This window comes from Enterobacter sp. Li2LvB3, assembly GCF_056156645.1.
The window spans coordinates 142,795-156,317 of the sequence record NZ_JBSICG010000006.1; the positions used below are offsets into that span (position 1 = coordinate 142,795).

The 13,523-nt window shown below is 53.1% G+C and carries 11 protein-coding genes and 1 tRNA gene; 9 read left to right on the forward strand and 3 right to left on the reverse strand.

The window, feature by feature from the left end:
• The first annotated feature begins 14 nt into the window (after positions 1 to 14).
• From tssF to ACS603_RS07300, 5 genes are all read left to right on the forward strand, one after another.
• Entirely contained in the window at positions 15 to 1,778 is a 1,764-nt protein-coding gene (tssF, locus tag ACS603_RS07280) for a type VI secretion system baseplate subunit TssF (RefSeq protein WP_315686316.1), read from the forward strand.
• Positions 1,733 to 2,836 carry a type VI secretion system baseplate subunit TssG gene (gene tssG, locus ACS603_RS07285; protein WP_474944029.1) on the forward strand — a complete coding sequence of 368 codons (1,104 nt, stop codon included), beginning with the start codon at positions 1,733 to 1,735 and terminating at the stop codon, positions 2,834 to 2,836. Before tssF ends, tssG begins: the two co-directional genes overlap by 46 nt.
• On the forward strand, positions 2,817 to 3,353 hold the full coding sequence (gene tssJ / locus ACS603_RS07290) for a type VI secretion system lipoprotein TssJ (protein ID WP_474944030.1): 537 nt from the start codon (positions 2,817 to 2,819) through the stop codon (positions 3,351 to 3,353). The genes tssG and tssJ overlap by 20 nt, the downstream gene beginning before the upstream one ends.
• Positions 3,346 to 3,795, forward strand: coding sequence for a type VI secretion system baseplate subunit TssE (tssE, locus tag ACS603_RS07295; RefSeq protein ID WP_474944031.1), 450 nt, complete (start codon positions 3,346 to 3,348; stop codon positions 3,793 to 3,795). Before tssJ ends, tssE begins: the two co-directional genes overlap by 8 nt.
• A gap of 240 nt (positions 3,796 to 4,035) precedes the next feature.
• Positions 4,036 to 5,409 (forward strand): VasL domain-containing protein, encoded by a 1,374-nt coding sequence (locus ACS603_RS07300; protein WP_474944032.1) that lies wholly within the window; start codon positions 4,036 to 4,038, stop codon positions 5,407 to 5,409.
• A 71-nt stretch (positions 5,410 to 5,480) separates the two neighbouring features.
• Here ACS603_RS07300 and ACS603_RS07305 read toward each other — a convergent pair.
• Both ACS603_RS07305 and ACS603_RS07310 read right to left on the reverse strand, forming a co-directional pair.
• Positions 5,481 to 5,555 (reverse strand) — tRNA-Arg (locus tag ACS603_RS07305).
• Positions 5,556 to 5,630: 75 nt separating this feature from the next.
• Positions 5,631 to 6,560, reverse strand: a complete 930-nt coding sequence (locus ACS603_RS07310) for a formate/nitrite transporter family protein (protein WP_474944033.1) — start codon at positions 6,558 to 6,560, stop codon at positions 5,631 to 5,633.
• Between the two features lie 314 nt (positions 6,561 to 6,874).
• On the opposite strand from ACS603_RS07310, the gene mlaA reads away from it, so the two are divergent.
• Positions 6,875 to 7,627: a phospholipid-binding lipoprotein MlaA gene (gene mlaA, locus ACS603_RS07315; RefSeq protein WP_182061913.1), complete on the forward strand. Its 753-nt coding sequence runs from the start codon at positions 6,875 to 6,877 to the stop codon at positions 7,625 to 7,627.
• 44 nt (positions 7,628 to 7,671) lie between these two features.
• Here the strand turns inward: mlaA and fadL are convergent, their stop codons facing one another.
• On the reverse strand, positions 7,672 to 9,018 hold the full coding sequence (fadL, locus tag ACS603_RS07320; protein ID WP_182061912.1) for a long-chain fatty acid transporter FadL: 1,347 nt from the start codon (positions 9,016 to 9,018) through the stop codon (positions 7,672 to 7,674).
• A 371-nt stretch (positions 9,019 to 9,389) separates the two neighbouring features.
• On the opposite strand from fadL, the gene ACS603_RS07325 reads away from it, so the two are divergent.
• The 3 genes from ACS603_RS07325 to fadJ all read left to right on the forward strand — a co-directional run bounded on the left by ACS603_RS07325 (position 9,390) and on the right by fadJ (position 13,337).
• Positions 9,390 to 9,674 (forward strand): YfcZ/YiiS family protein, encoded by a 285-nt coding sequence (locus ACS603_RS07325; RefSeq protein ID WP_182061911.1) that lies wholly within the window; start codon positions 9,390 to 9,392, stop codon positions 9,672 to 9,674.
• 205 nt (positions 9,675 to 9,879) lie between these two features.
• On the forward strand, positions 9,880 to 11,190 hold the full coding sequence (gene fadI, locus ACS603_RS07330) for an acetyl-CoA C-acyltransferase FadI (RefSeq protein ID WP_474944034.1): 1,311 nt from the start codon (positions 9,880 to 9,882) through the stop codon (positions 11,188 to 11,190).
• Positions 11,190 to 13,337, forward strand: a complete 2,148-nt coding sequence (gene fadJ / locus ACS603_RS07335; RefSeq protein WP_182061909.1) for a fatty acid oxidation complex subunit alpha FadJ — start codon at positions 11,190 to 11,192, stop codon at positions 13,335 to 13,337. The genes fadI and fadJ overlap by 1 nt, the downstream gene beginning before the upstream one ends.
• Positions 13,338 to 13,523 lie beyond the last annotated feature (186 nt).

Sequence of the window (13,523 nt, forward strand, 5' to 3'; positions counted from 1 at the left end):
AGGAAAATGAATAAATGGAAGATTTGACCCTGCGTTATTACGACGCGGAAATGCGCTACCTCCGTGAAGCCGCCAAAGAATTCGCCCAGACCCACCCGGATCGGGCCGCGATGCTGGATCTGGATAAGGCCGGTACACCCGATCCCTATGTCGAACGCCTGTTTGAAGGCTTTGCTTTCTCTATGGGGCGGCTACGCGAAAAGATAGACGACGACCTGCCTGAGTTCACCGAAGGGCTGGTCAGCATGCTCTGGCCCCATTATCTGCGTACCATTCCGTCACTCTCGGTGGTAGCGTTCACGCCTGCGCTTCAGGCCGTTAAAATGGCTGAAGTGATGCCCGTGGGTCTGGAAGTGTACTCCCGCCCGGTGGGGCCGAAAAACACGGTCTGCCGTTATCGCACAACCCGCGATGTGATGCTCAACCCGCTGAATATTTCAGGGGTAACCATGACCACGGAGCCTGACGGGCGCTCGCTGCTGCGGATGCGTTTTGCCTGCAGCACCCAGACGGACTGGTCCCATGCTGACCTCAGTCACCTGAGTCTCTATCTCGGCGCGGATGCGCCCGTCAGCAGCCAACTGCATCTGATGCTGACCAGGCGACAGTCGGCACTGTATATGCGACTGCCCGGGCAGACTGACCGTATTCGCCTCGACGGGTACTTCTCGCCGGGTGGATTTGCGGAAGAAGACGGGCTGTGGCCGAAGGGCGATACCGCCTTCAGTGGTTACCAGTTGCTGCTGGAGTACTTCACCTTTCGCGACAAGTTTATGTTTGTCCACCTCAACGGCCTGGACGGCATTACGCCGCCTGCCGGAGCAGAGTACTTCGACATCGAAGTGGTGTTCAGTACACCGTGGCCATCAGACCTGCCGGTCACCGATGATGCCGTTCGCCTCCATTGCGTACCGGTGATTAACCTGTTCACCCTGGAAGCTGACCCTCTCACCATTACGGGGCTTGAAAGCGAGTACCTGCTGCGCCCTAAGCGACTGCAGGACGGACACACCGAGATTTATGCCGTGGATTCGGTCACCGGCTCAAACCGGACTAATGACGCAGAATATGTGCCTTTTAGCAGTTTTCGCCATAAAGGCGGGATGATGCGCCGCCATGCGCCACCCCGTTACTACCATACGCGTGTTAAGCGTGGCGTCACCGGTTTGTATGACACCTGGCTTATCCTTGGCGGCCACCAGTGGGAAGATGACCGTTTGTTTGGGCGCGAAGCTGTCTCGCTGCAAATCACCGGCACTAACGGCCAGTTGCCGCGCCGTGCACTGCAGAGCACGCTGCTGGACCGCTGTGAACAGGTGGTCCAGACGCCACTGTCGGTAAGAAACCTCTGTAAGCCGACGCTGCCGGTTTATCCGCCTGCGGAAGACCGTTTCCACTGGCGGGTGCTAAGCCATTTGGGATCAGGGTTCCTGAACATGATGAGCACCGCCGAAGTGCTGCGTGGGACGCTTGCGCTATATAACTGGCAAGAGGATGAATTGAATGCTCGCCGCCTGGAGGCGATTCAGCATGTGAAACACCATCGCTTGCAGCGGTTCGAGCAGGGCTTCCTGCTGCGCGGTCTCGATATTGAAGTGACCCTGGACAGCAACGGGTTTACGGGGGAAGGCGATATTCACTTGTTCGGCGAAATGCTCAATCGCTTCTTCGCGCTCTATGCCGACATGAACCAGTTCAACCAACTTACCCTCATTATTCAGCCAGAAGGAAAATGCATCAGGTGGAAAGAGAACCACAGTCCGCGCCTGCCCGGCTGATAGCGCAGCTGGGCGATCAGCTGCCATACATTAACTTTTATCGCTTCTGCCAGTTACTGGAGCAGAGCCAGCCGGATAAACCGGCAACGGGCAGCACCTGGCAGGTTCGAGAGGAGCCGGTGCGTTTCCGGCCACATCCAGGGATGGGTTTCCCGGTATCCGAAATCAAAGGGGTGGAGCTTGCGGAGCATTCACACCTACCGCCAACGGTTCGGATCACCTTTATGGGGCTTTACGGCGTGGAGTCGCCACTGCCAACGCACTATATCGATGACATTACACAGCGCCGCGAAGGGTGCGAAGCCACCACCGATTTTCTCGATATTTTCAACCATAGGCTGATTGCCCAGTACTATCGTATCTGGCGTAAATACTCATATCCGGCGACTTTTGAAGACGGAGGTAAGGATAAAACCTCGCAGTATCTGCTGGGGCTGGCAGGACTCGGAATAGATGGTTGTACGGACACTATCGCAGCACCGGCTTCACGCTTTCTGGCGCTGCTGCCGGTGATGTTGCTGCCAGGACGCACTGCCGAAGGCATGACATCCCTGGTCCGCCTGCTTGCACCTAATACGCAGGCAAAAATCTGGAACCATGACAAACGCCGTGTTCCGCTGAAGAAGCCCCTGACCATGAGTGTCAGCCATCCTGTCACCCTGACAAATCGCCCGGTGATGGGGAACTATGCCACTGATGTGAACAGTCAGGTGCTGATGCGTCTTACCACCTCAAATCTGTCTGAAGTACAGGGCTGGCTCCCAGGCGGGGTGCTGCATACGGATTTAATGGCACTCTTGCACGTGTATCTTGGCTCGCGCCTTGATGTTCGCCTGCAGCTGTGTGTCGACCGCAGCCTGCTTCCCGACGCGACGATGAATGCTAAGCCCAAAGCAGGTGCGGTGCAGTTGGGGCGAACCGCTGTGATGCGACCGCTGAGTGTGGCAAACACCACCTCATACACCAAAACAATAACCATCAATCTTGGCCGCTATGAGCGTGTACAGGAAAATATTCACCGTAGGGAGACCGATGAAGATGGCGATTACCGCTGGTAAATTTCCCCATGTTGCACTGGCCGCAGGTATTGCACTGATACTGGCAGGCTGTGGGCTGACCCAGAGCGTCACAGACGGCACCGTCGCCGTCACCAAATCGATATTTTATAAGCAAGTGAAAACCCTACATCTCGACATTCGTGCCCGTGAAGCAGTGAACCACAATGCCAGTGGGGTAGCCCTGTCCACCGTAGTGCGTATTTATCAGCTCAAGGACCGCAAAACCTTCGACAGTACGGACTATCCATCATTGTTTAAGGCAGACAGCCAGGCTATTCAGGCTGACCTGGTGGCGGAAAAAGACATCCGCCTGCAGCCAGGTGGTGCGGTGATAGTTGATATGCCGATGGAGGAGAACGCGCAGTATGTTGCTGTGGCCGGCATGTTTATGTCTCCGGATCAGGCAAATAACACCTGGCGGGTAGTACTGAGCCGTGATGACCTCGATCCGGATAAAGCCCGCGTCATCGAAGCGAGAAACAACCAGCTGACTCTGAAGGTGCTGAAAAATGAATGAATCATCCCGTCCGTCGTTGTATGAGACTCTCTTCGGCAACTTTACCGGTGGGTTGGATTTACATCTGGTCAGTGAAGAAAATCAGGTCATCCTCTCGGTACTCGACAACATGCAGCGCATTCTTAACTGTCGCGCCGGCACACTGGCGCACCTGCCGGACTACGGTCTGCCTGATATGACCAAAATTCTCCAGGGGATGCCAGGTACGGCACATGAGCTGATGGGGACATTATCCGCCGTACTACTCAGATATGAGCCACGCCTGAAAAAGATAACCGTTGTCCTGCTGGAACAGAAAGTTCCTGGCGAGTTGCAATATGCCATCGACGCTGAACTCAAAGGTATTGGTCAGGTGCGCTACGGCACAGAGTTTATGCCTGAAGGCCGGGTTCTGTTGAGACATCTCAAACAACAATATCTTGACACAACAACCCGTATATAAGTCATGGAACACCATGCCTGTAAAATTACAGACCCTTAAAAATTGCGGTCCAGACAACCTGCTTCGTTTTCACCTGGAGGTTAACATCGGATTGAAATTGCAGGATTTGTCCTGCGAATGGTGCAGCAGCAGGAGCGGATGGACGAGTGGCTTACGGAGGCCAGATTGAAGATGCAGAAAGCGAAGCAGCATAAACGATAGTCTCCCATAGCTTCAGACACGTCAGATGGATACCTGGTCATGAATGACATCCCCACACGTAAAATCAAAACCGGTGGCGACCCGCGCACGCTACCGGATTATGCAGCCCTGCGCGATGAACTGAGTAAGCTGAACCATCCGGCACGCCCGGATGTTAACTGGGGTCATGTGGAAAAACTCTGCCTCTCACTGTTTGAACAGAATGGAGTAGAGCTACAGACAGCGGCCTGGTATACGTTGGCTCGTGCACAACTGGCCGGATTATTCGGTCTCAATGAAGGTATGGCGATAGTGGAGGCTCTGATAAGCCATCAGTGGGACGCGCTTTGGCCGCAGCCTGTCCATGCCCGAATGGAAATCCTCAGTAGTCTGAGTCAGCGTTTGCAGCAACTAATGCGTATGTTTCCATTGAATTTTAGTAACCTCAGCCAGCTTTATCAGGCAGAGCAATTGCTTACCTGTCTGGGGGCGGTATTGCAGCGTCTGGAGCTTAAGCATCTGAGCCAGCTCGATACGCTGCGTACCCTGATGCACAACAATGCTATCAGGCTGGAAAACAGTGATGGCACTCTCAGCTCCGGGATGAGCGTTAAGTCTGATGTCGTATTGCCTGCCACAATGATGAATAGTGCCGCACCAACAGCGAGTGGTACCTCATCTGAAGAGAATAGTGCCACAGTAAAGTGGGTTTATGTTGCACAGATGGAACACCAGTCAAATGTGGACGTACTGGCGGCTATGCCCACTCCGGCTAATAAGTGGAAATCTTTCGCATCCGGGATGTGTACCATGCTGGTGATAAGCACAGCAGCGATATGGGTTTGGCAGCATCTTCACCGCCCTGACTCGCTACACACTCAGTTTGCAGCATCTCTGGCTCCTTTACCTGTCACTCTCGAGCCTGAACAGCTGGATGTGTTGCGCCAGCAATCTCCGTCATCACACACAGTGATAACACAAACACAGCAGCAGCTTGACCGGCTGGATAAATTGCCTCCTGACTGGAATATAGTTTTGAGTCGACAACTCCTGGAGCAGGCTCAGGCGTTGTGGCCAGAACAAGCTAAACCTCTGGCACAGCAGTGGCTACGACAGATGAATGCTGCAAGTATCCCCACAGAAAATCTGAATGGCTGGTATGAGGGAATGACAACGTTACGAAAACTGAGCGACAGGCTTAACGGGCTTGATGAGCAGAAAGGGAAATACATGACTGTCAGCGAGCTGAAGTCAGTGGTTTTTTACGCCATGCAATCTTTTAATAAATCCTTACCGGCTGAAGAACAATTACGGGTATTGTCAGAAAATCCTGCTGGGGCACCTTTACCTGTGGCTGCCAGGACTCAACTGGAGATGCACCTCAAACAATTAGCCGCTCGCTATGCTGAAATAAAGCAGAATGCATCTGAATAATAATGTGACCCTGAATTGGCGATATTGGGAAGACTAATGCTGATTTTGGTAGATGTCAGATGAGGTCTATATGGTGTCCCCTGCAGGAATCGAACCTGCAACTAGCCCTTAGGAGGGGCTCGTTATATCCATTTAACTAAGGGGACGAAGCGGCACGAGTATAGCCTTATTTACACTTTGCGTTAAGCTCATCGCCGCCTGACTGCTCAAAGAGTCGCCATTCAGTCCATTTTTTTTGCCGATTTTTCATTATCTTCCCGAGCCTTAAGCTCGGCTTTGCGCTTGTTGGACATGTCATTGCGGATTTGCGCGTGGCTCAGCAGGGCAAAAATAAACGTCCCGCCGCAGATATTGCCTGCCAGCGTCGGGAGGGCGAAAGGCCATAAAAAATGGCTCCAGTGCAGCGTGCCACTAAAGACCAGATAAAGAACTTCGACGCTGCCCACCACAATATGCGTGGTGTCTGCGAGTGCGATAAGCCAGGTCATCAGGATAATCACCACAATTTTCGCACTGCCCGCAGAGGGAAACATCCAGACCATCGTCGCGATAATCCAGCCGGAGATAATCGCGTTAGCAAACATCTCACCAGGGGTGTTTTTCATCACATCCATACCGATTTTCACAAACGCGTCCCGGGTGGCTTCATCAAAAATTGGCATGTACTCAAAGGCCCAGGCCGCGACGCCCGTGCCGATAAGATTTCCGAGTAACACCACGCTCCACAAGCGCATCAGCAGGATGGCATTCCCGGAGGTAGGGTTATGCATCACCGGGAGCACAGCCGTAACGGTGTTCTCCGTAAACAGTTGCTGGCGGGCCATAATGACGATAACAAAGCCAAAGGTGTACCCGAGGTTTTCCAGTAAAAAACCGCCGGGCACATCCACCAGATGGACATGAAAAATCCCCTTCGCCAGCAGCGATGCGCCCATCGATAAACCTGCGGCAATAGCTGACCACAGCAGGGCCATGGCATCCCGCTCGAGCTCTTTTTCCCCGTCCTGGCGAATATGTTCGTGGATTGCCATCGCCCGGGAAGGCAGACGGTCTTCATCGACTTCTATCTTCTCTCCCCGACGTTTTTCCTCGCTGTCGACTTCATGGTCGCCATTCTGATCACCGATTTTTTCTTCGCCAATTTCTTTCATAGCCGCTCCGGATAAGGGTCTTTATGTTAAGGGTAGCGATTTTTTATGGTTTACCCGTGGGGATGCTCTTAAAATCCAGACAATGGCAACAAAGGTGATACATCTCTTTCAAAGCCAATATAAAATTGCCAGCGAAACGAAATCAAAAAGCCAGGCTATGCTGAGATCAGAGTGACGGTGATTACTGCCCGTAATTGTGTGCGTGGACATCGGTAAGCGTGCTGTTACAATCACTTGCACGTTTACAGACGGGGCGTCAGACGCTCCGTTACGGATGGCAATCAACGATAGCCATACTGAACAGGGAGATATTTATGAAACTTCGGCTGTCGGCGCTTGCGCTGGGCACTACGTTGCTCGTGGGCTGTGCAAGCTCGGGCGAGCAAACTGGGCGCTCTGATCCTTTAGAAGGGTTTAACCGCACCATGTACAACTTCAACTACAACGTGCTGGATCCCTATGTGGTCCGTCCGGTGGCGGTTGCGTGGCGCGATTATGTTCCACAGCCTGCACGTAACGGGTTGAGCAACTTCACCAGTAACCTGGAAGAGCCTGCGGTGATGGTGAACTACTTCCTGCAAGGCGATCCTTACCAGGGCATGGTGCACTTCACCCGCTTCTTCCTGAACACCCTGTTGGGTATGGGCGGCTTTATTGATGTTGCAGGTATGGCGAACCAGAAACTGCAACGTGAACAACCACACCGTTTTGGTAGTACCCTGGGCAGTTACGGCGTGGGTTATGGTCCGTATATGCAGTTGCCATTCTACGGCAGCTTTACTGTCCGTGATGATGGCGGCGATATGGTCGATACGCTGTATCCGGTGCTGTCGTGGCTGACGTGGCCACTATCAATTGGGAAATGGACGGTTGAAGGTATTGAAACCCGTGCCCAGTTGCTGGATTCCGACGGTCTGCTGCGCCAGTCTTCCGATCCGTACATCATGGTTCGTGAAGCGTACTTCCAGAATCACGACTTTATTGCTAATGGCGGCAAGCTGAAGCCGGAAGAGAATCCAAACGCGAAGGCAATCGAAAACGAATTAAAAGATATCGATTCGCAGTAAATAAAAAAGGTGAGCAATGCTCACCTTTTTTGATCTCTGTGCGATTAGAACTTGTAGTTGAAGTTCGTACCGAACAGCCAGGCTTTGCCTTCTGAGTGGAAGGTATAAGCCGCCGCGCCTTCACCTTCGGTGAAGTTCACTTTCTGGCCGTGCATATAAGATGCGCCAACGTCGATTGAGGCGTCATCGTTAAATGCGTAAGTCGCACCGGCGCTCAGCCACAGACGGTCCTGATCCGGGATGGAGATAGAACGCTTGTCGGCCGGAACCGGGCTATCATCAAATGCGATACCGGTACGGAAAGTCCAGTTCTTATCGTAGTAATAGGTTGTACCCAGTGCGATACGATACGCATCTTTGAAGCTTTCATCTTTATAGAACAGTGTCTGGCCGTTATCACCGGTGGCTTTCAGTTCCTGGAACTGGCTCCAGCTGGTGTAAGTCAGGCTATAGTGGATAGCCCACTGTGGTGCTACACGGTTATAACCGGAGATTTCCCACATTTCTGGCAGATGCAACGACAAAGAACCGTTCTCGGTTCGCCCGCCGGTACCAGCAGGAAGGCCAGTCATACCCATATTACCCAGAATGGTGCTCAGGTTCGGGTTGATGGAGCTTTTGTAGTCGCCGTCGAAGTCGATTTTCACTTCAGAACGGTAGGTCAGACCCCAGCGGTTGTTTTTATCCAGTTCATACAGGATACCCGCGTTCCAGCCGAAGCCCCATTCGTCACCTTTCAGGTGCGCGATCTGGTCGTCCGGGGAGCTGATCCCATCCAGATAAGAAGGGGGAACCTTGCCATTGAGCTGCCCTGCCAGAAGTGGGCCCAGAGAGCCGGCATAACGCTCGATCTTCGCTTTTGCATAAACGGCGTCAACGCCTAAGCCGAAGCTCCAGTTACTATCCAGGCGATAGGCACCGCTCAGGTTCAGGTTAACGGTTTGCAGGTCGGTTTTACCGCCATAAATACCGGCACCGTAGTTTTCACCAAATTCAGTTGCCAGACCATAGTTTGAGGTCACGGATGCACCCCAACCAAACTGCTCGTTGATTGGCATAACATAGTGCATGTTAGGAACCCACGCGCTTGGCGCGATGTTGTCCTGGTTAGCACTTTGGCCGGTTAAGGCTGAATTACCGGTGACGTTAACATCAGGATCGATATAAACCGCACCGATAGAGAAGGCAGGACGATCAAACATCGTGATAAGCGCAGGGTTACGACTCACGTTACCTGCATCATCAGCTATTGCACCTTCCCCGGAGTACGCGCGGCCAAGGCCAGAGGAAGAAAATTCGTTAAGCTGAAAGCCCGCTGACCAGGCGGACGTTGAGACGATTGCCACTGCAACTGCTAACGCAGTCTTTTTGAACAGGGTTTTCTGGCTCATGACCATAACCTCATTGAGTTATTTTTATTCAAAAATTGTTACATACCGTAACAGGAGCGCGAAGTGTAGGGTCTGTGTTAAAACATACAAATCAGACCAGTGGCGTGAGTATAGGTCTGACCAGATGTAATGTTGCAAGTTTGTTTATTAAGTTTTTCCAATATGTTTCTTGAAACGAGATCTGCTTGGCAAAAATGTGACCATCGCATCTCATCCGAAAGGGTGATTTTTGTTTTAGATCATTTTTAAGCGTGATATTGGTCACTTATCCCATTTTGCGCCATTAACGGCTGGAGCACCTGGTCATCGGGGCGTAAAATATCGGCAACGTGTTTATCTCGCGCCCGGCGCGAATACAGAGGAAAGCTACTATGAGTAAATGCAGTGCTGATGAAACCCCGGTTTGCTGCTGTATGGATGTTGGTACCATCATGGACAACACCGATTGCACCGCGTCCTACAGCCGTGTGTTCGCTAACCGTGCCGACGCTGACGAAACCCTGGCAGCGCTGACTAAGCGTGCGCGTGATGTTGAGTCCGAACCGTGCGACATCAAATCGACCTTCAAAGAGGTTGAAGGCGGCGTGCAGCTGGATATCGATTTTGTATTCGCCTGTGAAGCAGAAACCCTGATCTTCCAGTTGGGTCTGCGCTAATCTCTGCGGTCTGATGCGTCCTCCCACAAGAGAGGGCGTAATAACTCGCACCATGCCTCTGCTTTGCAGGGGCATTTTCTTTTTCCTCTCTGTGTTTTAGCTCGCACTTTTTCGTTTCCCCGATTGGCTGAATGTAAAAAAATGGTTAAGACTGTTATCAGGTCAGACCACTTTGCGTTGAGCATGAATTTTACAGGGGAGTGTTATGAGTCAGGCATTACCGCTTATCACCCGACAAGGTGACCGCATCGCCATTGTCAGCGGGTTGCGCACGCCGTTTGCGCGTCAGGCAACGGCGTTTCACGGCATCCCGGCGGTCGATCTGGGAAAAATGGTGGTGGGAGAGATGCTGGCTCGCAGCGAAATACCACCTGAGGTCATTGAACAGCTGGTTTTCGGCCAGGTCGTGCAAATGCCGGAAGCGCCCAACATTGCGCGTGAAATTGTTCTGGGTACAGGCATGAACGTGCATACCGATGCTTATAGCGTCAGCCGCGCGTGTGCCACCAGTTTTCAGGCGGTTGCCAACGTGGCGGAAAGCCTGATGACCGGTACAATCCGCGCGGGAATTGCCGGCGGTGCCGACTCCTCTTCCGTACTGCCAATCGGGGTTAGTAAAAAGCTGGCCCGCATTCTGGTGGACGTCAATAAAGCCCGTACCACCGGGCAGCGACTCAAACTCTTCTCACGCCTGCGTTTACGCGACCTGATGCCTGTACCGCCCGCCGTGGCAGAGTATTCGACCGGTCTGCGCATGGGCGATACCGCCGAGCAGATGGCGAAAACCTATGGCATCACGCGTGAACAGCAGGATGCGTTGGCACACCGTTCGCACCAGCTCGCCGCAAAAGCCTGGTCTGAAGGCAAACTGGCCGACGAGGTGATGACCGCCTATGTTCCCCCTTACCGTGAACCGCTTGTGGAAGATAACAATATTCGTGGCACGTCGACGCTGGCGGATTATGCAAAACTACGCCCGGCATTTGATCGCAAACATGGCACCGTTACCGCCGCCAACAGTACGCCACTGACGGACGGCGCCGCCGCTGTGATCCTGATGACCGAATCCCGCGCCAGAGAGCTGGGCATAAAACCGCTGGGTTATCTGCGCAGCTACGCGTTTACGGCTATTGATGTCTGGCAGGACATGCTGTTAGGCCCTGCCTGGTCTACGCCACTGGCACTGGAGCGCGCCGGGTTAACGCTGGCTGATTTGACGCTCATTGATATGCACGAAGCCTTTGCCGCACAAACACTGGCAAACTTGCAGCTTCTGGCAAGCAACAGATTCGCACGCGAAGTTCTGGGGCGGGCAAACGCCACCGGTGAAGTGGACGAAAGCAAATTTAACGTATTGGGTGGCTCTATCGCTTACGGCCATCCTTTCGCGGCCACGGGCGCGCGAATGATAACCCAAACATTACATGAACTGCGTCGCCGCGGCGGCGGATTTGGGCTGGTCACCGCCTGTGCGGCGGGTGGGCTGGGTGCGGCAATGGTTGTGGAGGCTGAATAATGGACATGACATCGGCATTTACGCTGAATGTTCGCCCCGATAACGTCGCTGTTGTCACTATTGATGTCCCTGGCGAAAAGATGAATACCCTGAAGGCCGAGTTTGGTGTTCAGGTGCGGGCGATGTTAAAGCAGATCCGCGAAAATAAAGACCTTCGTGGGCTGGTCTTTATTTCGGCCAAATCAGATAACTTTATTGCCGGGGCGGATATCAACATGATCGCCCGTGCAAAAAGCGCCCAGGAGGCGGAAGACCTGGCGCGGCAGGGGCAGCAGGTGATGGCTGAGATCCACGCGTTGCCTGTTCCGGTGATTGCGGCTATTCACGGAGCGTGTCTCGGTGGCGGGCTGGAACTTGCCCTGGCCTGTCACAGCCGGATATGTACCGACGATGCGAAAACCGTTTTAGGCTTACCCGAAGTACAACTTGGACTGCTACCAGGATCGGGTGGCACGCAGCGTTTACCGCGACTGGTTGGCGTCAGTACGGCGCTGGAGATGATCTTAACCGGCAAACAACTTCGTGCGCGTCAGGCGCTGAGGACGGGTCTGGTGGATGAGGTTGTGCCGCATTCGATATTGCTGGAAGCCGCAGTTGAGCGGGCGTTGAAAGGGCGCCAGGCCAAACGGCATCTGCCGGTACGCGAGCGTATCCTGGCGGGGCCACTTGGACGCGCGCTGCTTTTCAGTATGGTCGGTAAAAAAACAGAGCAAAAAGCGAAGGGCAATTACCCGGCAACCACGCGCATTCTGGAGGTGATTGAAACCGGTCTGGCGCACGGCAGCAGCAGTGGATATGCCGCTGAGGCAAAGGCCTTTGGTGAACTGGCTATGACGCCGCAGTCTCAGTCGTTGCGTAGCATCTTCTTTGCCAGCACCGATGTTAAAAAAGATCCGGGCAGTGACGCAGAACCTGCATCTTTGCGCGCTGTGGGAATACTGGGTGGCGGGCTGATGGGCGGCGGTATTGCCTTTGTGACCGCCAGCAAGGGCAAATTGCCCGTGCGTATTAAAGACATCAATCCGAAAGGGATTAATCATGCGCTGCAATACAGCTGGCAGTTGCTTGATCAAAAGGTCAAACGGCGCCATATAAAGGCAAGTGAGCGAGACAAAACGCTGGCGCTGGTTTCGGGTGCGACTGACTATAGCGGTTTTGCCCATCGTGACCTTGTTATTGAAGCGGTATTTGAAGATTTAGCGCTGAAGCAAAAGATGGTCGCGGATGTCGAGCAGCATTGCGCACCCCATACCATCTTTGCCTCTAACACCTCATCGTTACCGATTGGTGATATTGCGATGCACGCGGCGCGTCCTGAACAGGTGATTGGCCTGCATTTCTTTAGCCCGGTCGAAAAAATGCCGCTGGTGGAGGTCATTCCACACGCCACGACCAGCCCGCAGACCATCGCAACCGTAGTGAAGCTTGCCAAAATGCAGGGCAAGACCCCGGTTGTGGTGGCCGATAAAGCCGGTTTTTACGTTAACCGTATTCTTGCGCCTTATATAAATGAGGCGATGCGGCTACTGACGGAAGGGGAGAAGATCGAACATGTAGACGAGGCACTGGTTAAGTTTGGCTTCCCGGTTGGCCCAATCCAACTTTTGGATGAGGTAGGAATAGATACCGGCACTAAAATTATACCAGTGCTGGAGGCCGCATATGGAGATCGTTTTAGCCCGCCTGCAAACATTGTTTCAGCAATATTGAAGGACGATCGCAAAGGCAGAAAAAATGAACGCGGTTTCTATCTTTACGTGCAGAAAGGGCGTAAAAGCAAGAAACAGGTCGACCCTTCGGTTTATGGGCTTATTTCAGCAACCGGGCAGGGAAAACTGTCGGCGGTTCAGTGTGCTGAACGCTGTGTGATGATGATGCTTAACGAAGCAGCGCGCTGCTTTGGCGAGCAGGTAATCAAAAGCGCACGCGATGGTGACATAGGTGCTGTTTTTGGTATCGGTTTCCCGCCGTTCCTTGGCGGCCCGTTCCGTTACATGGATACACTGGGAGCGGGTGAAGTGGTTGCCACTCTGCAACGTCTTGCCACGCAATTTGGTCCGCGGTTTACGCCCTGTGACGAATTATTGCAAATGGCGGAACGCGGCCAAACTTTTTGGTCTGCAAGGGAAACTGGCCTCGTAAGTTGAGGTCAAAGAAGGGTAAATCCTGAGTTGAGCGAACCTGTTTTGGCGAATTTGTAAACAAAGATTGACTATACTTACGCCATTGAGGTAAAAAACAGCGTTTCATTCACCGAATGGATCAGGCACAATGCCCGGCCACCAGGTTTTCTACCTCTATGGCATCATCCCAGGTAGTCAGCGCTGGTGATT

What these genes read in the sequence shown, in the direction of transcription:
- fadJ (WP_182061909.1), top strand. Translation starts at nt 11,190, where the DNA reads ATGGACATGACATCGGCATTTACGCTGAATGTTCGCCCCGATAACGTC.
- tssG (WP_474944029.1), top strand. Translation starts at nt 1,733, where the DNA reads ATGCATCAGGTGGAAAGAGAACCACAGTCCGCGCCTGCCCGGCTGATA.
- tssJ (WP_474944030.1), top strand. Translation starts at nt 2,817, where the DNA reads ATGGCGATTACCGCTGGTAAATTTCCCCATGTTGCACTGGCCGCAGGT.
- ACS603_RS07325 (WP_182061911.1), top strand. Translation starts at nt 9,390, where the DNA reads ATGAGTAAATGCAGTGCTGATGAAACCCCGGTTTGCTGCTGTATGGAT.
- fadL (WP_182061912.1), bottom strand. Translation starts at nt 9,018, where the DNA reads ATGAGCCAGAAAACCCTGTTCAAAAAGACTGCGTTAGCAGTTGCAGTG.
- mlaA (WP_182061913.1), top strand. Translation starts at nt 6,875, where the DNA reads ATGAAACTTCGGCTGTCGGCGCTTGCGCTGGGCACTACGTTGCTCGTG.
- tssE (WP_474944031.1), top strand. Translation starts at nt 3,346, where the DNA reads ATGAATGAATCATCCCGTCCGTCGTTGTATGAGACTCTCTTCGGCAAC.
- ACS603_RS07300 (WP_474944032.1), top strand. Translation starts at nt 4,036, where the DNA reads ATGAATGACATCCCCACACGTAAAATCAAAACCGGTGGCGACCCGCGC.
- ACS603_RS07310 (WP_474944033.1), bottom strand. Translation starts at nt 6,560, where the DNA reads ATGAAAGAAATTGGCGAAGAAAAAATCGGTGATCAGAATGGCGACCAT.
- tssF (WP_315686316.1), top strand. Translation starts at nt 15, where the DNA reads ATGGAAGATTTGACCCTGCGTTATTACGACGCGGAAATGCGCTACCTC.
- fadI (WP_474944034.1), top strand. Translation starts at nt 9,880, where the DNA reads ATGAGTCAGGCATTACCGCTTATCACCCGACAAGGTGACCGCATCGCC.